This window comes from Aliarcobacter cibarius (genome assembly GCF_013372265.1).
Lineage (GTDB): Bacteria > Campylobacterota > Campylobacteria > Campylobacterales > Arcobacteraceae > Aliarcobacter > Aliarcobacter cibarius.
In genome coordinates this window covers 2,109,128-2,131,597 of the sequence record NZ_CP054051.1, presented here as the reverse complement: position 1 = coordinate 2,131,597, position 22,470 = coordinate 2,109,128, and the positions used below count along the sequence as shown (strand labels likewise).

The 22,470-nt window shown below is 26.6% G+C and carries 27 protein-coding genes and 1 riboswitch; of the genes, 13 read left to right on the top strand and 14 right to left on the bottom strand.

The annotated features are described in order from the left end of the window. Positions 1–66: 66 nt before the first annotated feature. Entirely contained in the window at positions 67–657 is a 591-nt protein-coding gene (locus tag ACBT_RS10690; RefSeq protein WP_024774441.1) for a YceI family protein, read from the bottom strand. A 130-nt stretch (positions 658–787) separates the two neighbouring features. On the opposite strand from ACBT_RS10690, the gene ACBT_RS10685 reads away from it, so the two are divergent. The 6 genes from ACBT_RS10685 (at position 788) to ACBT_RS10660 (ending at position 6,252) form a co-directional block, all read left to right on the top strand. Then, complete coding sequence (locus ACBT_RS10685) at positions 788–1,894, top strand: pyridoxal-phosphate-dependent aminotransferase family protein (protein WP_024774440.1); 1,107 nt, start codon at positions 788–790, stop codon at positions 1,892–1,894. 4 nt (positions 1,895–1,898) lie between these two features. Beyond that, entirely contained in the window at positions 1,899–2,744 is an 846-nt protein-coding gene (locus ACBT_RS10680; RefSeq protein WP_024774439.1) for an ATP phosphoribosyltransferase regulatory subunit, read from the top strand. A 1-nt stretch (position 2,745) separates the two neighbouring features. Continuing rightward, entirely contained in the window at positions 2,746–3,996 is a 1,251-nt protein-coding gene (locus ACBT_RS10675; RefSeq protein ID WP_024774438.1) for an adenylosuccinate synthase, read from the top strand. Between the two features lie 2 nt (positions 3,997–3,998). Beyond that, complete coding sequence (locus tag ACBT_RS10670; protein WP_024774437.1) at positions 3,999–4,550, top strand: DUF507 family protein; 552 nt, start codon at positions 3,999–4,001, stop codon at positions 4,548–4,550. Then, entirely contained in the window at positions 4,550–5,644 is a 1,095-nt protein-coding gene (locus tag ACBT_RS10665; RefSeq protein WP_024774436.1) for a carbamoyl phosphate synthase small subunit, read from the top strand. The genes ACBT_RS10670 and ACBT_RS10665 overlap by 1 nt, the downstream gene beginning before the upstream one ends. Before the next feature lie 113 nt (positions 5,645–5,757). Next, on the top strand, positions 5,758–6,252 hold the full coding sequence (locus tag ACBT_RS10660; protein ID WP_024774435.1) for a hypothetical protein: 495 nt from the start codon (positions 5,758–5,760) through the stop codon (positions 6,250–6,252). A gap of 7 nt (positions 6,253–6,259) precedes the next feature. Here ACBT_RS10660 and ACBT_RS10655 read toward each other — a convergent pair whose 3' ends face one another. Genes ACBT_RS10655 through luxS form a run of 3 tightly spaced genes read right to left on the bottom strand, consistent with a single transcriptional unit; the run spans position 6,260 to position 8,380 of the window. Further along, positions 6,260–7,072: a D-alanyl-D-alanine carboxypeptidase family protein gene (locus tag ACBT_RS10655; RefSeq protein ID WP_024774434.1), complete on the bottom strand. Its 813-nt coding sequence runs from the start codon at positions 7,070–7,072 to the stop codon at positions 6,260–6,262. 47 nt (positions 7,073–7,119) lie between these two features. Beyond that, positions 7,120–7,863, bottom strand: a complete 744-nt coding sequence (locus ACBT_RS10650) for a tRNA (5-methylaminomethyl-2-thiouridine)(34)-methyltransferase MnmD (protein ID WP_024774433.1) — start codon at positions 7,861–7,863, stop codon at positions 7,120–7,122. 1 nt (position 7,864) lies between these two features. Continuing rightward, positions 7,865–8,380 carry an S-ribosylhomocysteine lyase gene (gene luxS / locus ACBT_RS10645; RefSeq protein ID WP_024774432.1) on the bottom strand — a complete coding sequence of 172 codons (516 nt, stop codon included), beginning with the start codon at positions 8,378–8,380 and terminating at the stop codon, positions 7,865–7,867. Between the two features lie 119 nt (positions 8,381–8,499). On the opposite strand from luxS, the gene ACBT_RS10640 reads away from it, so the two are divergent. From ACBT_RS10640 to ACBT_RS10625, 4 genes are read left to right on the top strand one after another with little or no spacing between them, the layout of a single operon-like run. Beyond that, positions 8,500–9,612 (top strand): MlaE family ABC transporter permease, encoded by a 1,113-nt coding sequence (locus ACBT_RS10640; protein WP_024774431.1) that lies wholly within the window; start codon positions 8,500–8,502, stop codon positions 9,610–9,612. A 1-nt stretch (position 9,613) separates the two neighbouring features. Beyond that, a complete protein-coding gene (locus ACBT_RS10635) occupies positions 9,614–10,351 on the top strand; it encodes an ABC transporter ATP-binding protein (RefSeq protein ID WP_024774430.1) in 738 nt (245 codons plus the stop codon). 1 nt (position 10,352) lies between these two features. Continuing rightward, a complete protein-coding gene (locus ACBT_RS10630) occupies positions 10,353–11,267 on the top strand; it encodes an MlaD family protein (RefSeq protein ID WP_024774429.1) in 915 nt (304 codons plus the stop codon). Beyond that, positions 11,257–11,835, top strand: a complete 579-nt coding sequence (locus tag ACBT_RS10625; RefSeq protein WP_024774428.1) for an ABC-type transport auxiliary lipoprotein family protein — start codon at positions 11,257–11,259, stop codon at positions 11,833–11,835. Before ACBT_RS10630 ends, ACBT_RS10625 begins: the two co-directional genes overlap by 11 nt. On the opposite strand, the gene ACBT_RS10620 is transcribed toward ACBT_RS10625, so the two are convergent. From ACBT_RS10620 to ACBT_RS10610, 3 genes are read right to left on the bottom strand one after another with little or no spacing between them, the layout of a single operon-like run. After that, entirely contained in the window at positions 11,824–12,861 is a 1,038-nt protein-coding gene (locus ACBT_RS10620; protein WP_024774427.1) for an AbrB family transcriptional regulator, read from the bottom strand. The genes ACBT_RS10625 and ACBT_RS10620 overlap by 12 nt on opposite strands. A 3-nt stretch (positions 12,862–12,864) precedes the next feature. Beyond that, positions 12,865–13,509, bottom strand: coding sequence for an HAD family hydrolase (locus ACBT_RS10615; protein ID WP_024774426.1), 645 nt, complete (start codon positions 13,507–13,509; stop codon positions 12,865–12,867). Between the two features lie 21 nt (positions 13,510–13,530). Then, positions 13,531–15,033 (bottom strand): peptide-binding protein, encoded by a 1,503-nt coding sequence (locus ACBT_RS10610; protein WP_024774425.1) that lies wholly within the window; start codon positions 15,031–15,033, stop codon positions 13,531–13,533. Between the two features lie 72 nt (positions 15,034–15,105). Further along, positions 15,106–15,205: riboswitch (TPP riboswitch) on the top strand. 88 nt (positions 15,206–15,293) lie between these two features. Between ACBT_RS10610 and thiD the strand changes: the two genes are divergently transcribed. Genes thiD through tenA form a run of 3 tightly spaced genes read left to right on the top strand, consistent with a single transcriptional unit; the run spans position 15,294 to position 17,600 of the window. Next, positions 15,294–16,076 carry a bifunctional hydroxymethylpyrimidine kinase/phosphomethylpyrimidine kinase gene (gene thiD, locus ACBT_RS10605; protein ID WP_034218413.1) on the top strand — a complete coding sequence of 261 codons (783 nt, stop codon included), beginning with the start codon at positions 15,294–15,296 and terminating at the stop codon, positions 16,074–16,076. A gap of 15 nt (positions 16,077–16,091) precedes the next feature. After that, complete coding sequence (gene thiM / locus ACBT_RS10600) at positions 16,092–16,913, top strand: hydroxyethylthiazole kinase (RefSeq protein ID WP_034218411.1); 822 nt, start codon at positions 16,092–16,094, stop codon at positions 16,911–16,913. A gap of 12 nt (positions 16,914–16,925) precedes the next feature. Then, positions 16,926–17,600: a thiaminase II gene (gene tenA / locus ACBT_RS10595; RefSeq protein WP_024774424.1), complete on the top strand. Its 675-nt coding sequence runs from the start codon at positions 16,926–16,928 to the stop codon at positions 17,598–17,600. Positions 17,601–17,674: 74 nt separating this feature from the next. Here the strand turns inward: tenA and rpsI are convergent, their stop codons facing one another. The 7 genes from rpsI to pstB all read right to left on the bottom strand — a co-directional run bounded on the left by rpsI (position 17,675) and on the right by pstB (position 22,463). After that, complete coding sequence (gene rpsI, locus ACBT_RS10590; protein WP_024774423.1) at positions 17,675–18,064, bottom strand: 30S ribosomal protein S9; 390 nt, start codon at positions 18,062–18,064, stop codon at positions 17,675–17,677. A 5-nt stretch (positions 18,065–18,069) separates the two neighbouring features. After that, the gene (rplM, locus tag ACBT_RS10585) at positions 18,070–18,489 is read right to left on the bottom strand and encodes a 50S ribosomal protein L13 (protein ID WP_024774422.1); all 420 of its coding nucleotides are present in this window, start codon (positions 18,487–18,489) and stop codon (positions 18,070–18,072) included. Between the two features lie 75 nt (positions 18,490–18,564). After that, complete coding sequence (locus tag ACBT_RS10580; RefSeq protein WP_024774421.1) at positions 18,565–19,944, bottom strand: HAMP domain-containing sensor histidine kinase; 1,380 nt, start codon at positions 19,942–19,944, stop codon at positions 18,565–18,567. After that, entirely contained in the window at positions 19,938–20,609 is a 672-nt protein-coding gene (locus ACBT_RS10575) for a response regulator transcription factor (RefSeq protein WP_323053527.1), read from the bottom strand. The genes ACBT_RS10580 and ACBT_RS10575 overlap by 7 nt, the downstream gene beginning before the upstream one ends. Then, entirely contained in the window at positions 20,602–21,000 is a 399-nt protein-coding gene (locus ACBT_RS10570; protein ID WP_024774419.1) for a phosphate-starvation-inducible PsiE family protein, read from the bottom strand. Before ACBT_RS10570 ends, ACBT_RS10575 begins: the two co-directional genes overlap by 8 nt. Positions 21,001–21,024: 24 nt before the next feature. Beyond that, positions 21,025–21,693 carry a phosphate signaling complex PhoU family protein gene (locus ACBT_RS10565; RefSeq protein WP_024774418.1) on the bottom strand — a complete coding sequence of 223 codons (669 nt, stop codon included), beginning with the start codon at positions 21,691–21,693 and terminating at the stop codon, positions 21,025–21,027. Further along, positions 21,693–22,463, bottom strand: a complete 771-nt coding sequence (gene pstB, locus ACBT_RS10560; RefSeq protein WP_024774417.1) for a phosphate ABC transporter ATP-binding protein PstB — start codon at positions 22,461–22,463, stop codon at positions 21,693–21,695. Before pstB ends, ACBT_RS10565 begins: the two co-directional genes overlap by 1 nt. Positions 22,464–22,470: the final 7 nt, after the last annotated feature.

The window sequence follows — 22,470 nt, the reverse complement described above, 5'->3', positions numbered from 1 at the left end:
TAAAGTATTTTGAATACTCTAATTATTCTAGGGGAATTATATTACTAATTAGTAGTATTGTCAAGACTATTTTTTAGATTTTTCGATAACTTTTGTAAAATTAAGTTTTTCTTCTTTTTTTGCTTCAATATCAATTTCAATGAAAATATCATTATCAACAGAGCTACTTCCTGTTTCTAAAAGTTCATCCCAAGTTAAATCAAAGTAACTTCTTTTTATTTTTCCACTTATTTTTAAATAAATCTTTCCGAAAAATTCACCACTATTTTCTAAATCAAGTTCAACATTTTTTGTAACATTTCTTATTGTTAAATCTCCAAAAATTCTATCTTGTTCAATTTTTGTTGCAACAAATTTGATTTTTGGGTATTTTTTTTCATTAAATATTTTTTCAGAAAGAATATAAGTAGCCAAATCATTTTTTGATGTAGTAAGAGAATCAACTTCAACTTCACCATTTAAAGAATTTAGAATATATTTCTTTTCATCAAAATTAAAATCTCCTTTTACAGTTTTGAAATTACCTTTTATTTCTTCATTTTTTAAGTACTTTATTGAAAATTCTGCTTTTGAAGTAGTAGAGTCTATTTTGTAATTACTAGCAAACAAAAGTGTCGAAAGAGCTAGTGTTGAAAAAGATAGTTTTATTAAATTCATTTTGTCCCTTTTAAAAATTGTCGCATAATTATAACTAATTAAACATATTTTTAACCATTTAATAATCTTTTTTTGGCTAGAATGCTCTGTTTTACTGAAATTTAAATAAAATTTAATAAGGATAAATAATATGTTATTAACACCAGGCCCAACTCCTGTACCAGAGTTTGCAAGAAAAGCAATGAGCGATATTACAATACACCATAGAACAAAAGAGTTTGAAGGAATTTTTGAAAAAACTAGAAATCTTTTACTTGAAATTTACAATATGCCAGAAGTTTTAATGCTAGCTTCTAGTGGAACAGGAGCTATGGAAGCTTGTGTTACAAATCTTACTAGAAAAAAAGCACTTACTGTTAATTCTGGAAAATTTGGAGAAAGATTTGGAAAAATCTGTAAAGCTTTCAATATTGATCATGTTGAATTAAAACAAGAATGGAATACTCCAGTTAGTGTTGAAGATGTTGTAAATACTGTAAAAAATGATTCAAATATTGATGCTATTTTTATTCAAGTTTGCGAAAGTGCAGGTGGATTAAGACACCCTGTTGAAGAGATAGCAAAGGAAATTAAAAAAATTAATTCAGAAATTATGATTGTTGCAGATGGAATAACTGCATTAGGTGTAGAAAAAATTGATACTACAAATATTGATGCACTTATTACTGGAAGTCAAAAAGCATTTATGCTACCTCCAGGTCTTGCGATGATTGGTTTATCTGCAAAAGCTGTAGAAAAAATTGAAGAAAAACCAGCTGGTTACTATTTTAATTTAGCAATTGAATTAAAAAATCAAAGAAAAAATACAACTGCTTGGACGGCTGCTACTACTTTAATCATGGGACTAGGAGCTATTTTAGAGAAATTTAAAGAGATAGGTTTTGAAAATCTATACAAGCAAACAGCATTAAGAGCAAAAGCTACTCAAGAAGCATTAAAAGCAATAGGATTTGAGATTTATCCAAAAAAACCTGCAAATGCTATGACTACTGTTTATACAGAGCAATCAAATGAAATTAGAAAAATATTAAAAAATAAATATAACGTTGATATAGCTGGTGGACAAGATCATTTAGCAGGAAAAATTTTTAGAATAAATCACATGGGATTAGTTGAAGATTTTGAAGCTTCATGGGCTGTTAATGCAACAGAACTTGTACTAGATGAGTTAGGAATTAGAACTTTTGATGGTACAGCAAATAAAGTATTTGCAGAAACTTTCTATAAAGGAAAATAGTTTAATGATTTTTGAACACGAAATTCCAAAAGGGAGTCGTCTTTATTTTGGAAAACTTGCAAAGGCTAAAAGAAGACTTGAAAATAGTGTTTGTGAAATTTTAGAGAAAAATGGATTTGAAGAGATTTTAACTCCAAATTTCTCTTATTCTCAACATCAAGCGATTGAAAATGAGCGTAAATTAATTAAGTTTTCCGATGAAGATAATGAACAAGTTTCATTAAGAGCTGATTCTACTTTGGATGTTGTAAGAATCATTACAAAAAGATTAGGGAGAACTACAAATCATAGAAAATGGTTCTATGTACAACCAGTTTTTTCATATCCTAGTAAAGAAGATTACCAAATTGGTTGTGAATGGATAGAGCACGGGGATATTTCAGATATATTAAATTTAACGGCTGAAATTTTAAAAGCTTTAAAAATTGAGCCAATTTTACAAATATCAAATATTAATATTCCAAAATTAGTAAGTACTGAGCTAAATATTAGTATTAATTTATTAAAAAATGGTGAAATTTCAGAATTAATAAAATTAGATTGTGATTGGTTAGATAAACTTTTAAGAGTAAGTAACATAAAAAGTTTAGAAGATGTTATATCAATAGTTCCAAATAATCTAAAAAACGAATTAGAAAAACTTCTAAAAAAAGCAAAAGAGGTTAATTACTCAAACATTGTAATTGCACCTTTATATTATGGAAGTTTAAAATATTATAATGACATATACTATAGAGTAATACAAGATAATTTAGTTATATGTAATGGTGGAATGTATGAAGCAGAGGGTATTAGCTCTTTAGGTTTCGCACTATACACAGATAATTTATTAAAAATAACGGAAGGGTAAAATGAAAGCAGATGTAATTGTAGGAATTCAATGGGGAGATGAAGGCAAGGGTAAAATAGTTGATATGCTTGCACAAAAGTATGATATGGTTTGTAGAAGCCAAGGTGGACACAACGCTGGTCATACAATTTGGGTAGATGGTGTAAGATATGCTCTTCAGCTAATTCCATCTGGAATTCTAAATAAAAAAGCTATAAATATTATTGGAAATGGAGTAGTTGTATCTCCTCTAAATATTATTAAAGAGATGAGTCAATTTGATAATTTAGAAGGAAGACTTTATATTTCTGATAAGGCTCATCTAAATTTACCTTTCCATGCTTTAATTGATCAAGCAAAAGAGAGACTAAAAGGTGATAAGGCAATAGGAACAACTGGAAAAGGTATTGGACCAACATATGCTGAAAAAGCTAGTAGAAGTGGATTTAGAGCAGGTGAGTTATTAAATCCAGAAAAACTTTGTGATGCTATTTTAGATTACTTTTCTCAAAATAAAGCAATTTTTGATGTATTAGAAATAGAAACACCAAACAAACCAGAACTATTAAGTGAATTAGAAGAATACAAATCAAAATTAGGTTCATTTATAGTAAATACAACAAATATGGTTTGGAAAGCACTAGAAAATGATAAAAAAGTTTTATTAGAAGGTGCACAAGGAACACTTTTAGATATTGATCATGGAACATATCCTTATGTAACATCATCAAGTACAGTTAGTGCAGGAGCTTGTACAGGATTAGGACTTAATCCAAAAGATATTGGTGAAGTTATAGGAATAGTAAAAGCTTATTGTACAAGAGTTGGAAATGGGCCATTCCCAAGTGAAGATTTTACAGAGTATGGTAAAACTATGGGTGAAGTTGGAAAAGAATTTGGAACGGTAACTGGTAGAAAAAGAAGATGCGGTTGGTTCGATGCAGTTGCTGTAAGATATGCTAGTAGATTAAATGGTTGTGACAAATTAGCTCTTATGAAGTTAGATGTATTAGATAACTTTGACAAAATAAAAGTATGTGTAGCCTATAAATACAATGGAGAAATAATAGATTATATGCCATCTAACATGGAAAATGTAGAAGCTGTTTATGAAGAAATAGCAGGATGGGATAGTGTAGTTGGAGTAAGAAAATATGATGACTTACCTGAAAATGCAAAAAAATATATAGCTAAGATAGAAGAGATAACAAATGTAAAAGTTGGGATTATCTCAACTTCACCTGAGAGAGATGATACAATTATAAGGGGATAGGCATGAGATTAAAATTACACCATACACCATACGTTTCTAGAAGAATAACAAGAGATTTAATATCTTGTGAATTCATAGAGGTGAGAAAAGAAAAAGCTAGCATTGAAGAGCAAGTAGAGAGAATTTTGGATCAAGATATTGAAAAAGAGCTTGCTTTAGATGAGAAAGTTCACGAAATTTTAGATGCTCAAACTGAAGAGATAGAGTATCTAAATGCGGATAGAAGACAACTTTTTTGGATGACAAAAAAAAGACTTGCAAATGATTTTGGCGTTATCTTAAACAATGAAGATAGATTTTCTGATATTGCTCACAAAATATTAGATTATCTATGGGAGGAGGATTATATACATTTCACTTGTTCAGATAACCAAATAAAGAATGTTATATTTGGTTCTTTGGATGATTTTATTAAAGGGTTTGAAAAGGCAGATAGTGAGGTTTTAGCTAAACTTAGAAACTATAAGAGAAAACTAATTCCAGGTACGGAGGACTATGATTTGGTGTATCATAGGCTTTATGAAGAAGAGTTAATAAAAAGAGGATTAATTTGATGCAAAAAGTATATATTTATTTAGAAAACGGGACTTATTTACAAGGACACTCTTTTGGTGCAAGTAAAACTGCAATAGGAAAATTAGTTTATAATAACGCAACATTTGGTTATCAAGAGATAATTACAGATCCAAGTAATGCAGGTCTTTTTATAAATTTTACAGCTGTTGAAATAGGAAATACGGGAGCTAATAAAGTTGATGTTGAAAGTTCAAAAGCACATGCTATTGGAATGATCGTAAGAAATTATCATGATGCTTACTCAAATTTTAGAGCAGAAATGAGTTTAGGAGATTTCTTGAAATCAGAAGATGTAATTGGAATTTGTGATATTGATACTAGATACTTAACAAAAATAGTTAGAGAAGAAGGTAGTCAGATGATGGTTGCATCTACTGAAATAACTTCTAAAGATGAATTAGCAAAACTTCTAAAAGATGCCAAAAAATATGATGAAACAAATTTTGTAGATACAGTTTCTACAAAAGAGAATTATATACATAAATCTGGTGCATGGAATAATGATGCACAAGAATTTAATAAAGCAAAAATGAGTGATAAAAAAGTTGTAGTTTATGACTTTGGAGTTAAAAAATCTTTATTAAATGAGCTTGTTGAATCAGGTCTTGAAGTTGAAGTAACATCAAATAAAACTACTTCAGATGAAATAATAAAAAGATTCAATGATAAACAAATTGGTGGAGTTGTATTAAGTAGTGGAGCTGGAAATCCAAATATTTATAAAAATGAAATAGAAAATATTAAAAAATTAATAGATGCAAATATTCCAATTCTTGCAGTTGGATTAGGACACTATTTATTAGCACTTGCAAGTGGTGCTAAAATAGAAAAAATAAAATCTATTAAATCAGGAAGTCATCCAATAAAAGGTGAAAAAACTGTTGAAATTTATTCTATAAATACAGAATATGATGTAAAAGATTTTGAGAAATTCGCAGAAGTTACATATACAAAAGTTTTTGAAAATAAAGCAGTAGCACTAAAATATAAAAATAAAGATATTTTAAGTACTGAGTTTACACCTATATCAAACTCTCCAATATATAAAGATTTTGCTTCTTTAGTAAAATAAATAAAAAACCACCTTTAGGTGGTTTTCTCTTAGAAATCCTCTAAAATATAGTTTTAACGATAATTATAAAAAAGTAAGATAAAATATAAATCAAAAATATATCAGGGAAAAATATGAAGCAAAAAAACATTTTAGATAAAGTTTTAAACTATGTTTATAATACATCAAAACAGCCAATTTTGTTGAAAGATATGTTAATAGCATCTGTACAGTTTAGTAATGGTATGGAAGTTGATAGTTCAAGATTAGGATTTAGATTGAATCTTACAAGAGCATATATTGTTTATATAGCTTTAGTTTTAGCAATTCTTGTACCTATTTCTCTTTTAACACATAAGCCATTAGCCAAAATTGATCCACATATTTCAATTATTGGTGCCATGATAATTACAGCACTGATATTTATGGGATTTAACTATTTTATGGATTTATTAAAAAATAGTATGACAAAATCAACAATTAAAAAAGCTTGGAGTTTACATTTTCCATATTTTTCGTATGAAGAGTATAATCAAAACGTAAATAAATTTTTTGAAAATGCTATGAGAGAAGAAGTATCAAAAAGAGATTTACAAAAGTATATTTTAGATAGATTAGCCCAGTTATAGGCTAATTTTATTTTTTATTTAGAACTGTATCCAGAGCTAATTTAGTATTTTCCCATCTATTTTGAGAATTAAGCATAACTAGAAGAATATCTTTTTTCCCCTCTTTTGCTCTAGCAATTAAACAAGGACCAGCTTTACTAGTGTAACCAGTTTTTACACCTATCATATATTTCTCTTTTGGAAGAAGTTTATTGCTAGTATGAGCTGTATAAGTTCTTTTTGTATTAATTGCTTTAAATGAATAGTTCTCTTTTTTTACAATATCATTAAATGTTTTATTTTTAATTGCATATTCTGTAAGTTTTAATAAATCATTTGCAGTTGTTTTGTGATTTGGAGCATCAAATCCACAAGGATTTTGGAAATTTGTTCCATTCATTCCAAGTTGTTTTGCTTTTTTATTCATCAAATTTACAAAGGCTTCTTTGTTACCTTTTCCAATATATATTGCAATTGCATTTGCTGCGTCATTTGCTGATTTAATCATTGCAGCATTTACTAAATCTCTTAAATAAAATTTTTCACCAACTTTAAAATTTAAAATAGTTGGTTCAACCTTTTTCATTTCCGCAGTTATTGTAACAACACTATCCATCTTACCGCTTTCAATTGCTAAAATAGCAGTCATAATTTTAGTTAAACTAGCAGGTCTTATTTGTTGATTTGCATCTTTTTGAAAGATTAATTGTTTTTTTGTTAAGTCTTTTACAATAATAGAATCTAAGTCTTTTTCAATTTTTTGAAAAACTTGTTTATCATTGTATGAAAACGCAAAAACAGGAATAATTAGTAATGATATAGCTGATTTTAATAATTTCATAAATTACCTTAATTTGGAATATACATTAATTATATAATAAAAAATATTTAATTATCATATAAAGCTTTGGCATTTATGTTTCTTTGTTTTTTTAATTCCATGTCAATATATTTACCAATAAGATTTTGTTTTTGTTTAAAAGCTAGAGTGATTTTTCTTTTAGTTGGTCTTGATTCATAGATAAAAAAACCCGCTTCATACATAGATAATCTTATATTTGTTGAAATTGCATAACTTGTCAAAATAGAATCAAAGTTAGAAATTCTGAAAATATCATCAAAATATTCTTTTGTCCAAAGTTCAAAGTTAACATCACTAGAAAAAGCATCTTGATAGATTACATCAAAAAAATTGTTTGGAAATTTCTTTAAATAATTTCTAGCATCACCAACAAAAATCTCAATATTAAGTTTATCATCATTATATTTTTGATTTAAAGAGAGTTCATTTATAATATTTTTAAAAGGCTCAAATTCTATAGGATAATTAAACTCTTTTAGTGATCTAATCAAATCAAAATCTAACTCAGGTGAATAAATATTGAGTTTTAAATTTAAATTATTTTTGTGAACATAGTATATAGTTGCAAGAGAATTGTATCCAATACCATAGCAAATATCTAAAATATTAAGTTCTTCTTTGTTTGAGTGATAGCTTAAAGCTGGAATTACATGTTTGTTTAATGCTTCACTTAAACTTCCATCTTCAGTGTTATGAAAGTGTTGATTGTATTTTGTAGAGAAAAGTGTATGGCTACCATCTGATGTAGTAACCAGTTTGTCACTTAGCAAATTAGTTTCCTAAGCTTGCTAATTTTTCTTCACTTAAAAATAGTTTTTCATTTGACATAACACCAATATTTGAAGATAAAATATCTTTTGCAATATCTTTTGCTTCATCTAATGAATGCATAGCACAAGTTCCGCATTGAAAAATATTTAATTCTGGAATATCAGATTGTTTTTCAACTTTTATAACATCTTCCATCGCTTTTTTCCAAGCAGATGCTACTTCTTCTTCACTAGGAACTCCAATTAAACTCATATAAAATCCAGTTCTACAACCCATTGGTGAAACATCAATTATTTCAACTTTGTCTGAGTTTAAATGATTTCTTATAAATCCAGCAAAAAGATGTTCTAAAGTATGAGTACCTTTTTCACTCATCATCTTTTCATTTGGTACACAAAATCTTAAATCAAAAACTGTAATATTGTCACCTTTTGGAGTTTGCATAGTTTTTGCAACTCTAACTGCAGGTGCTGGCATAATTGTGTGATCAACTCTAAAACTATCTAATAATGGCATAAAAAATCCTTTTAAATTTTTAATTAATAAAATAACAAAGATTATATCTAAAAGCGATTAAGAATATAAAATATAATTTTAGATAACATATATATAATTATTTTAAAGAAAGAAAATTAATGAGCGGTAATGAATATTTTTTATTAGAGCAGGGTGAAAATAACTATAAGTTAATCTTGTTAAACATTTGGGATAAAGATAATCTTTCAGATATTATAAAAAAGATAGATGCTTCTAATTTACCAAAAGATATTTCTTTAGTTATCGATTTTAAAAATTTAAAAGAGTGTGATAGCAGTGCAATAATATACTTAATATCTTTTTTTGAGAATTTTAAAGAAGAAAATTTAATATTTGAAAATTTTGATTTTATAGAAAAGAAATTTAATTTTTATAAAAAACATTATCAAAGTGAAGTAATAGAAACAACAAATAAAAATCAATTTTTCATTAATCTAGGAATGAAAACATATAATGTTTTTAAAGAGTCTAAATATTTTCTTGATTTTGTAGGCAAAGTTTTCTATTTTTTTGTCTACTCCCTTTTTAACCCAAAAAAAATTAGATTTAATGCAACACTAAAATATATCGAAACATCAGCTGTAAATGCTTTATTAATTGTTGCAGTTACCTCTTTTTTAGTAGGAATTGTAATCGCATATCAAGGTGCAGTTCAGTTAGAGAAGTTTGGGGCAAATATATTTATTGTTGAAATGATTGCAATTACAATGCTTAGAGAAATTGCTCCTTTAGTAACGGCTATTGTAATAGCAGGAAGAAGTGCAAGTAGTTACACAGCAGAAATTGGAGCTATGAAGATTACTGAAGAGGTTGATGCTATGAAAACCATGGGATTTGAGCCAATACTTTTTTTAACACTTCCAAGAATTTTTGCACTTAGTATTTCATTACCTCTTCTAGTATTTTTTGCAGATGTTATTGGAATTATTGGAGGAATGATAATTGCATATACTAGTTTAGATGTTTCATTTGTAGAGTTTGTTACAAGACTTCATAATGAAGTTGCAGTTAAACATCTATTAATAGGTATTTTTAAAGCAATTTTCTTTGGATTTATAATAGCAATTATAGGTTCTTATAGAGGTTTTCAAGTACAAAACAATACTACTAGTATAGGAAAATATACAACAATTAGTGTTGTAAATGCTATATTTGTTGTTATCGTAATAGATGCAATTTTTTCTGTGATTTTTACACAAATGGGAATATAAAATGGGGATAATAAAAGTTGAAAATCTTTATACTGCCTTTGGAGATAATATAGTTCATGAGAATCTCTCTTTTAATGTAAAAGAAGGAGAAATATTTGGAGTTCTAGGTGGAAGTGGTTCTGGTAAAACTGTTTTAGTAAAACAAATAGTTATGCTAAATGAGATACAAAAAGGAACCATAAAAATTTTTGATAAAGATATTTCAAACTTATCTTTAAAAGAAATAGAAGATATAAAATTACAATTTTCATATCTTTTTCAATTTGGAGCTTTGTACTCTTTTTTAAATGTTATAGAAAATATTGGAGTTATGTTAAAAGAGTATACAAATTTACCAAAAGATTTAATAGAAAAAATTTCATATACCTATTTAGATATTGTAGGACTTCCAAAAAGAGTTGCAAAACTTTACCCATCTGAATTAAGTGGTGGTATGAAAAAAAGAGTAGCTCTTGCACGTAGTCTTGCAATGCAACCTAAGATTTTATTTTTAGATGAACCAACAAGTGGACTTGATCCAGGTAGTACAAAGCAAATAAATGAGCTTCTTTTATATTTGAAAAATAGTCTAAACATTACAACTGTTATAATAACTCACGATTTAGAAACAATAAAAACTGTTCTTGATAGATTTATAATTATAAAAAAAGAGATAATTTTTGATGGAGACATAAATGCTGCTATGAATTCTTCTAATAAATTTGTTCAAGAGTTTTTAACAAACACAAAGGATACTTAATATGGATACAAAGATAAATTTTTTTAAAATAGGTTTGTTTGTAAGTATTATATTTACAGCTTTAGTCATAGGGATATTTTGGCTAGGTAAATATGGTATTGAGAATAAAAAATATGATGAATATTCAATTTATTTTTCAGAATCTATTTCTGGATTAAATGTTGGTTCATCTATTAAATACATGGGATTTGATGTAGGAACTGTAAAAAATATAAGAATAAATCCTGAAAACTCAGAACAAATACAAATTGATATTCAAATACAAAAAGATACACCAATAAAAGAAGATAATTACGCAATTTTAGGAAATTTAGGAATCACTGGACTTAAATATATAGAGTTAAAGGGAGGAAGTAATAGCTCTGAACTTTTAAAAGCTAATGAAGATGGAATAAAAGTAATAAACTCGAGAAGATCAGCTTTAAGTTCATTTGTTGATTCAACAGAGGATATTACAAAAGAGATAACTTTATTGTTGATTGAATTTAGAAAAATATTAAGCCAAGAGAATTTATCGAATTTTGCAATTTTATTAAAAAATAGTCAAAAAAGTATGAGTAATATTGAAAATTTTTCAGAATATTTAGTAAAAAATCAGAAAAAAATAGATGATCTTTTAATAAGTATGAAAAGTTTTGCAAATACAGGAAATTCTTCTTTTGCTAGTGTTAAAGCCTCAGCTGATAATTTTAAAGAATTGACTACAAAATTACAAAAAGAGCTTGATAATGGAACATTTGATATAAAAGAGATAACTCAAGATAGTTTAGATAACTTGAATAATGTATTAAAAAGCTTAGAGAGTAATTTGAATCAAACAGAGAATTTAATACAAAATATAAATGAAAGTCCAAGTGATTTATTACTTAAACAAAAAACAATAAAATATGGACCAGGAGAGAAAGATGAAAAATAGTATTTTAATTTTTGTAATATTATTTATATTTAGTGGATGTGGATTAAAGCAAGAAAACTTATCTATCAATTATTATTCAATTGATTTTCAAACAAAAAGTATGTTAGAAAAATCAAAGTTTAATTCGATTTTTATTGAAGAACCAAACGTAAATAATGCTTTCAATTTAAAATCTATTTTTTATAGCACAAAAGATTATAAGTTAGAAGAGTATGCAAAAAATAGATGGATAAATACTCCTTCAAATATGATTTATACTCAAGTAATAGACTCTTTTAATTCAAGCAATATTTTTAATACAGTGGTTACAAAAGATAAAAGAATAAAAACTGACTATTTATTAAAAACGGAAGTAATTAAATTTTATCAAGTTTTTGAAGAGGGTAAATCATATGCTATTTTAAAAATAAATTTTGATTTAGTAAAAGATAATATGATTATAAAATCATTCAATTATGATAAAAAGATTTTATGTAAAACAAATGATGCTTATGGTTTTGTAGTAGCTACAAATGAAGGAGTAGAAGAAAGTATAAATATTTTACTAAGAGATTTACTAACTTTTTAATCTCTTAGCTAAAATAGGAGCTATATTCATAACAATTAAAAGTCTTACAATATGATGTAAAGTTATATAAGGTAGATTTGCACCAACTAAAAGAGCTATTAGATTTATTTCAGTTTGTCCACCAGGACCAAAAGCAAGAAGAATATCTAAAGTCTTGAAATCTAAATAAAAATGAATAATTGCAATAAATATAATACATAATATGGCTAAAATTAAAAAGTGTCCAAGAGTAGCAATAAGTGTTTTATAGATTGTTTTAATTGGAACACCTTTAAATGTAAAACCTATAATTACACCAAAAACAACTTGAATGAATTTTAAAAATTCATCAGGAATTGCTACATTAAAAGTACCAGTTGAGTATAAAATTATGCTAACAATCATAGGACCCATTAAAAAAGCTGCTGTAAGTTTAACTTTTTTTGCAACTATAGCTCCTATTATTCCAAAAATGTATAAAATAAGAAATTGTTTAAAATCTATATTTACAAGAGGAGTTGTAAGTAATTGATTTCCTCTGATATCTATTTGAAAAATGTATTGTATAATAAAAGGTAAAGATACAACTACAAAAAACAATCTTGAGCTTTGCATTAAAGTTATTTTAGAAGTATTGGCTTTTAGTTCTTGTCCAATTATTACCATTTCAATAACACCTCCAGGCATACTACCTAAGTAAGAAGTTTTCAAATCATATTTTAAAATTTTATAGTAATAATAAGTTCCAAAGAATATCACTAATATAGTAAAAGGAACTACTAACAGTAGACTAAGTGTATATTGTGGAATATATTTTAAAATTTCTGGAGTAAAGGCACTTCCAATTGCAAGTCCTATTAATATTCTTGCTGGGCTTGAAAAAAGTTTTGGACTAGAAATAGGAATTTTTTCAAATCGTATAGCTATACTTGTAGCAAATATACTACCCATTAACCAAGGAAGAGGTAGATGTAAAAATATGAAAATTAAAGAACCAAATAGCCCTATAAAAAGGGCTAAAAGCATTTTAAAAAATGATATGGACATAAATTATATTAAATTTTGAAGATATTTTACAGCTTCAAGTGAATCTTTTTTTACAATATTTGTATATTTTATAAGTTCTTCTTCATTTGAGTAACCACATAAAAGACCAATGGAGTTAATATTTGCACTAGCTGCTGAAAGTAAATCTAGTTTTGTATCACCTATCATAAAGGCATTATGTCTATTCCTATCATAATTCATACCTTCTAGAGCTTTTAAAATAGGTTCTTGATGAGGTTTTGGATTTTCTACATCTTCTCTTCCAATAATAATCTCAAAATGTTTTGTAATATCAAAATTATCTAAAATTGGAGTTGAGTAGATTCTCGTTTTTGTAGTAACCACTCCAAGTCTCGCAAAATTTGAAGCTAAATTAACTGCTTCATAAGCATTTTCAAGAAGGGTAGTTTGTGCAACTGAAATCTCTTTATATCTATTTTTGTAGCTATCTACAAAATCCCAAACATATTTTTTTGGAACTCCTAAATTTCCAAACATAATATCAAGTGGGTACCCAATCTCTTTTATAATATCATTAATTGTTCCATTAAAATTGAATTTATGTTTATCAAAAGCGTGTAAGAATGTACTTGTAATTGCATCTGTTGAATCGATTAAAGTACCATCTAAATCAAATAAAATTATCATATCTTTTTTCAAATTTTTTCCTTATTCTTCTATTTGCCAATCTTTTTGGTTATGCATTATTCCTATAAATGCAGGTTCAATATTTTCTATTTTTTTATTAATTGCTGTAATTGAATCAGGAATATATAAAAATAAGTACGGTAAATCTTCAGCTACTATTTTAAAAATATCCTTATAAATATCACTTAGTTCATCTTTATTTATAGTTACACTACCTTTTTCTATTAGTTTATCTACCTTTTCATTTTTATAACCTACTAGATTAAATCCACCAAGTTTAGAGCTAGAACTATGCCAAAGAGGATAAGCATCAGGCATTAGTGCTAATGACCATCCAAGTAATACTGTTTCAAATTTTCTTGGATGAACAACTGTATTTAAAAAAGCTTGCCATTCCATGACTCTTATTTTTAATTCAACTCCCACTTTTGCTAGTTGATATTGTAAAATCTGAGCTGTATTTACTCTAATATCATTACCTGTATTTGTAATTAACTCAAAACTAAGTGGATTTTTCTCATCATATCCAGCTTCTTTTAAAAGTTGTTTTGCTTTTTCTAAATCTTGTTTAGTCTCTTTTACATTATCATTGTAAGCAAAACTTCCAGGCATAAAAGGTCCATTACAAACTTCTGCATAACCAAAAAATAAGATATCAACTAGTTCTTGTCTATTTATAGCTATAGATAGAGCTTGTCTTACTTTTATATCTTTAAATTTTGGGTTTTCCAAATTAAATCCTAAGTAACTAAATCCAAAACTAGGTCTAGATAGCATTTCGAAGTTATTTTTAAAATTATCATCAATTTGTCTTGAAGTTTGCATTGGAGTTAATCCTCCAATATCAAGTTTTTTTTGTTTTAGATATAAAAATGATGTATTTGGATCTGGTAAAAATTTATATAAAATCTTATCAATTTTTGGTTTTCCACCAAAGTAATCAGGGTTTGCAATAAGTTCTATATCTTGAGCTGTTTTAAATTCTTTAATTTTATATGAACCTGTACCTATTGGATTTTTATTAAAACTACTAGTCATTAGATTTTTTTCATCTTTTAAAATATGATAAGGTAAAAGTCCTACCATCCAAATCTCTAGAGCTTTAAAATATGGTTTTTTATAGATTATTTCAACTGTTAAATCATCTAAGGCTTTTACGCTTTGTACTTCATTGAAATTTGATTTTATTGAATTAAATACACTAGGATTTATTATTTGTTCATAAGTAAAAATAACATCTTTTGAAGTAAGTTTAACTTTATCATGCCACAAGACATTATCTTTTAATTTTACAATTAACTTAGTAGGGGTTATAAATTCATAAGAACTAGCTAATTCAGGTGTTATATTTCCATCTTTGTCATATTTAAAAAGTCCATTAAAAAGCCAATCAGATATCTCACCACTTGCACTATCATTTGCTAGGATTGGATTTAGTCTACTAGGACTTGAGCTCATACTTAAATTTAATGTACTTGCGCTAATTGATGTTAAAAATATTAAAATAAAAATAAAAAATTTCATGGGATATTGTATAGTTTTTTTACAAAAAATAGCATAAATTAGCTTTTAACTTTTATTTGTGATACAATTCATCTTTTATTGCAGGGGGACGTATTTTAGCGTTGAGAAGGTAAAACCTGACCCTTTGAACCTGTTGGTTTACACCAGCGTAGGAAGCGAGTTTGTTAAAATTAAATTTAATATCAAGGGTGCTTTCTAATTAGAAAGTACCCTTTTTTTGTGATAAAAATTATAAAGTAAAATATTAAGAAGGAAGAATTATGAAAAAAGTTTTAACTATTGCAGGATCTGACTGTATTGGTGGAGCTGGAATTCAAGCTGATATAAAAACTTTTAGTGCGTTTGGAACTTATGGGATGAGTGTCGTTACTGCTGTTGTTGCAGAAAATACTTGTAGAGTTATTGATATTCAAGATGTAAGTCCAATTATTATAGAAAAACAGTTACAAGCTGTTTTTGAAGATGTTGTTCCAGATGCTATAAAAATTGGTATGTTGGCAAATATAGAAGCTATGAAAGTAGTTGCAAATTTTTTAAAGAAACAAAAAGTTAAAAATATTGTAATTGATCCAGTAATGTATGCAAAAAATGGTGATGCATTAATGGATATAAATAATATGAGTAGTCTAATAGAAATTATTGTTCCATTAGCAGATGTTTTAACTCCAAATATAGCTGAAGCTCAACATTTAACAGATATGAAAATATTATCTAAAGATGATATGAAGATAGCAGCAAAGAAAATATACGAAATGGGTTGTAAAAGTGTTTTAATAAAAAGTGGAAATAATTTTGATGATGAATCAATTGATATTTTATATGATGGTAAAGATTTTCATCTATTTGAAACACCAAAAGTGGATACAAAAAATACTCATGGAACAGGATGTACATTCTCTTCTGCAATTGCAGCTAGTTTAGCTTTAGATAATTCTTTAGAAAACTCTATAAGAAATGCAAAAGATTATATTTTTGGTGCTATAAAAAATTCACCAAATATTGGTCATGGAAATGGTCCATTAAATCATTTCTATAAATTTTAATTAAAAGGATATTTTATGATAAATGATTTAGTTGAAATTTTAAATCAAATAAGAGTAAAAAATCCTCTTATTCATCAAATAACAAATTATGTTACAGTAAATGATTGTGCAAATATAACTTTAGCAGTTGGAGCAAGTCCTGCAATGGCAGATGATGAAGCGGAGGTAGAAGAGTTTGTTAATATTGCTTCATCTTTATTAATAAATATAGGAACATTAAATAAAAATGTAAAAAATTCTATAGTAAAAGCTGTAAAAAAAGCAAATGAATTAGAGGTTCCAGTTGTCTTAGATCCAGTTGGTGTTGGTGCTTCAAAATTTAGAAAAGATTTTGTAGAAGAGCTTTTAAAACAAACTAATATATCTTCTATTAGAGGAAATATATCTGAAATAAAGTCTATATTAAATCTAAGTTCAAATACAAAAGGTGCAGATGCTTCTAAAGAAGATTTGGAATCAATTGATAATACAGTAAATATAGCAAAAGAGTTAGCAAATAAGTTAGGTTTAGTTGTTGCTATTACTGGTGAAGTTGATGTTATATCTGATGGTAAAAGAGTTGTTGCTATTAAAAATGGTAACCATCTTTTGCCACAAATTACAGGAACAGGATGTATGTGTAGTTCTTTGGTTTCTAGCTATTGTGGAACATCAAAAGATAAAATATTTGAAGCGACAATTCTTGGCGTGATTACTATGGGAATTGCTGGTGAAATAGCTTATGAAAAAAGTAAAAATAGTGGTTTAGGAACTTTTCATAAAGAGTTATTTAACTCTATAGGTAATTTTAATGAAGAAATTTTAAAACAAAAAGCAAATTTTAAAGAAATAATGTAAAAAGGAATATATATGTCGTTTTCAAGAAATTTAAAAGAAAAAGCAATAAAAGTATGGGAAGATGGATATAACCATCCATTTGTTCAAGAACTAGGAGCAGGTACTTTAGATAAAGAAAAATTCAAATTCTATTTATTACAAGATTACTTATATTTACTGGAGTATGCGAAAGTTTTTGCAATGGCTATGGTAAAAGCTGATGATGAGAAAATGTTAAGTAATTTAAGTAGTATAACAAAAAGTATTTTTGTTGATGAAATGGAAGTTCATAGAACATATATGAAAGAGTTTGGAATTACAGAAGATGAAGTTGTAAATGTTAAAGCTTCTTTATTTAATAGAACATATACAGCAAATATGCTTGCAACTGCACAAAAAGGAGATTTGGCTGAAACTTTAGCTACTGTTTTTCCTTGTGCCTGGACATATTGTGATTATGGGAAAAGATTAAAAGAACAGTATAAGAAAAATTTGGAAGATAATTTCTATAAATCTTGGATAGAAACTTATGCCGGATATGAATTTGAAGAATCATTTGAATGGTTTTATGATGCGATTGATGAATTAGTTGAAAATAAAACAGATAAAGAAAAAAGAAAAATTGAAGAAATTTTTATTTCAAGTGTTGAATTTGAATATATGTTTTGGGAAATGGCATATAACAGAGATATGTCTTATAAAAAATAATATTTGGCAATAAAAAAAGGAGGCAAATTTGCCTCCTTTGAAATATACAAAAGTAAAACTTTTGAAACTTCCAATTATCTTTTTGAGAATTGAGAAGATTTTCTTGCTTTTTTCTTTCCGTATTTTTTTCTCTCAACAGATCTTGCATCTCTTGTTAATAAACCATGAGGTTTTAAGATTGTTCTGAATTGCTCATCATAAGCAACTAGTGCTCTAGAGATTCCGTGTCTTGCAGCGTCAGCTTGAGCAGAGTATCCTCCACCTAAAGTTTTAACAACGATATTAACACTTGTCTCTTGTTTTGCAACGTGTAATGGTTGCATTACTCTTTTCTTAATTGAATCATGACCACCAAGCCATTGATCTAAAGATTGTCCATTTATAGTTAGTTGTCCATTTCCATTTTCTAACCAAACTTTAGCTATTGCTGTTTTTCTTCTTCCAGTTGCATATACTTTTGCCATTACTATTATCCTTTAATTTGAGCAGTATGAGGGTGTTCACTTCCTGCATATACTTTTAATTTTTTTAACATAGCTTTACCAAGAGTAGTTTTTGGAAGCATACCTCTAGTTGCTAATTTAAACAGTTTTTCAGGGTTTTTTTCAATCATATCTGACATTTTGTGAGTTTTTGTACTACCAAAATAACCTGAGTGAGTATAGTAATTTTTAACTTCTAATTTAGCACCAGTAAATTTAGCTTTACTTGCATTGATTATAACTACGTAGTCACCACAATCAACATTTGGTGTAAAACAAGGTTTATTTTTTCCTCTTAATATTGTAGCAACTTCAGTAATTATTCTTCCGAATACTTTACCTTCAGCATCTACTACAACCCAAGATCTTTCGATTTCGTTGGCTTTTGCCATTTGAGTAAATTTCATTTATTAACTCCCTTTCTTTGATGAGTTGGAATAATATTTAAGTTGTACTTATATATAACTTAAATTAAGGGTAAATTAATAATGAATTCTGAAAGTTGAACCTTTATTTACTGTTGAGATAATTTCAAGTTCAAAATTATGTAGTCTTAAGATAGATTTTACAATAAAAAGTCCAAGACCTAAAGAATTATTCCAATCATTGCTAGAAGCTCTATAAAACTTTTTATCAATTTGTTCTAAATCTTCTTTACTAATTCCAATTCCATAATCGGTAATACTTAAATAATTTTTTTCAATTTTAATATCAATATTATTACTTGAATATTTCAATGCATTTTCTATTATATTTGAAATTACAATTGAAAAAAGTGTTTCATCTGCATCAATAAAAACTTCATTTTTTGTAATATTTATCTCTCTATTTTTATATTTTATTTTTAAATCACTAGCACAATTTTCAACTAAATTATATAGATTGATTTTTGTTTTAATAAGGTCTTGTTTTTTTTCTTGAAGTCTAAGACTAAGTCTTAATTTATCAATTATTTGCGACAGTTTTATTGAATTAGAATGAATTTTATTTAAAAACTTTAGTTTTATGTCTTGTGTTAAGTTCTCATTCTCAATCAAAGTTTGACTATATCCTGAGATTATTGCAATTGGATTTTTAAATTCATGAGAAAGGCTAGAAATAATCTCATCTTTTTGTCTATTTGCAAGTTTTAGTTTTGCTGTATGTTTTGCTTTTATTTGATCTTGTTTTGATAGTTTATGTGCAACTTTATTTAGAAGTTTAGCAATCTTAAAAAACTCAAAAGTAAAACTAGATTTTAAATTTAGTTGTACTCTATTTTTTGTAAGATTTATTAGAAAATTTAAAATTAAATCCATCTCTTTTTTTATTTTAAGACTTAACAAATAACTTATAAAAAAAGATATTAGAAGGAAAAATAAAATGTATATAAATATTTCAAAAATTAATTTTTTGAAATTATCAAAAATTTTATCAGTAAATGCAGACATTCTAATAAAATAGATTTTATTATCTATTTCAAATTTTTTTGCTACATATAAAAGCTCTTTTTGTAAGCTTTTTGAAAATCTAACACTACTAGCTTGTCCATATTTATTTGCATTTATTATCTCTTCTCTATAAAGATGATTTTCAGTTAACTCTAGATTTTCACTTTCTGCAATTACATTCCCATTTTGGTCAATTACTGATACTCTTAAATTTAATTTAGCACCTAAATCTTTAATAATTTCTTGAATATGGTCCAAATCACTTTGTTTTAGAAGAATTAAAAGACTATCCATATTTTGACTAAGATTTAATTTTGTATCTTCTAAATATAAATTTTTTGCCCAAAAATATACTACAAAAGTTATTGTAAATATAGTTACTAAAAAAATGGCTAAAAAACTTCTAAAAAAAAGTTTATGAATTTTTAACAAAATATATAACCTTCACCACGAACAGCTTTTATATAGTTTTTACTTCCATCAGGATCTATTTTGTCTTTTAATCTCTTTATAGCAACATTCACAGTTTTTTCTTGTTTATCTATAGAATCTTTCCATATATTTTCTAGCAAATGCTCTCTACTTAGTAAGATATTTTGATTTTTTAAGAACTCTAAAAGTAGATTGTGTTCAAGATGTGTTAAGTCTAAAAGTTTATCATCTATAGAGAAGCTTTTATTTGCAAAATTATATAAGATATCTTTAACTTTTAGAGTATCACACTCTTTATTTGAACGTTTTATAACAGCTTTTATTCTTGCAAGCAGTTCATTTATATTAAAAGGTTTTGTAATATAATCATCTGCATAAGCTTCAAATCCATCTAGAATATCTGTTGGTTTATCTTTTGCTGTAAGATAAATAACAGGATTTTGATAGCCACTATTTCTAATTTCTTTTACAAAAGTAGTACCTTCAATATTTGGAAGGTTTCTATCAATAAGAATTAAATCAATTTTCTCTTCATCTAATATTTTTTTCACCTGAGGAGTAATCGATAAAAAACCTATAGTTTCATAACCCTCTTTTTGGAGAGTAAACTCTAATAATTCTAGTAAATCCTCTTCATCTTCAATTATTAAAACAGTATTATTCATCATTTTCTTTTATTGGTTCAATAGTTTTTTTATCTCCACCTGGAGAATATTTAATAGCTAGTATTCTAAATAAGAAGAATACAAAAATTACAAATAGTAAAAATACAATATCTACGTAATCTCTATTCTTATTAGCAGATAAAATAATTACTTCTCTAATTAAGAATATTATAAAAATATCAATAACAAATCTAAGTCGTAAAGTTTCTCTCTTTATGAAATCAGAAATCATCTTTACAACTTCCATAACTACAATAAACTCTAACATTAAAATAATTGCTCGATAGAAATCATGGCCGGCAATTAATATAACAAAGAATATAGTTGTAGCTATTAAAACTTCGTAGTTTGAACTAAAATAATCCGATATTTTTCTTATTGCTTTTTTCATACAAAAAGTATATCATAAAGAGATTTATGATTGTACTATGTCTCCCCCAATTTGTGCAAATTGTAAAAGTTTTGCAATAGATACAGCCCTATCTGCTATTTTTTCTAATCTTCTTAAGCTACTTAAAATATCAAAATACTCTTTAGATAAATCTAGTTTTTGAGTAATTAATTTTAATATATTCTTTTCAATCATTAAATATAAATCATCAGTTTTACTCTCTTCAACAACAACTCTATGATATTTTTCTTCAATATGTTTTTCATCATGCTCATCAATAATTGAAGTAGCTGTTTGTAATGATAATAAAGCAGATTTTAGAAGAGGAATAGCATATTCTAAAATTATTGCTGTATTTAAATCATTTGAATAAGATTTTTTAAACATTTTTGCAAAATCTTTTGTATTTGCAGCTGTTCTTACCATCTCATTTGTAATTTTAAGAAAAGATACTAATCTTCTTAAATCTTTTGCTTCTGGTGAATATAAAGCCAATGTTGAAACTATGATATTGTCAATTTCATTAGATCTAACAAGAATCTTTTTTTCACTAATTTCAACATTACTTAAATCTTCAATTTTTCTATCATTTAGTGCTTTTAAACAAACTTCTAAAGCTTCAATAACTGAAATTCCAATTTGTTGAATTTCCGTTTTTACATTATTTAATTTTGTTTCATATGGTTTTAACATTATCCAAATCTCCCTGTAATATAGTCTTCTGTTTTTTTATTGTGTGGATTAACAAAAATAGTTTCTGTTTCATCATATTCAATTAGTTTTCCTAAATGGAAGAATGCTGTATAATCAGCAACTCTTGCAGCTTGTTGCATATTATGAGTTACAGTGATAATTGTATAATCTTGTTTTAATTCAAGCATTAATGCTTCAATTTTTTCTGTACTAATTGGGTCAAGTGCAGATGTTGGTTCATCCATTAAAATAATTTCTGGTTTAATTGCAATTGTTCTTGCAATACATAATCTTTGTTGTTGTCCACCTGAAAGAGAAGTTCCAGGTTGATTTAATTTATTTTTTACTTCATTCCAAAGACCAGATTTGATTAAAGAAGATTCAACTAATTCATCACACTCTTTACCTTTTCTAACAATTCCATGTTTTAGTGGTGCATAAGCAACATTATCATAAATAGATTTTGGAAAAGGATTTGGTTGTTGAAATACCATTCCTACTCTTTTTCTAACGCTTACTTCATCAACATCTTTGTCATAAATATTTTTTTTATCAATAATGATTTTTCCGTCAATTTTAACAATAGGAATTAAGTCATTCATTCTATTTATACATCTTAAAAATGTAGATTTTCCACAACCAGAAGGTCCGATTAAAGCTGTAATTTTATTTTGATATAAATCTACATTTATGTCAAATAAAGCTTGATTTGAACCATAAAATAGATTAAGATTTTTTACGTCTATTTTAACTTTATTATTTGTATTCATTTTTATA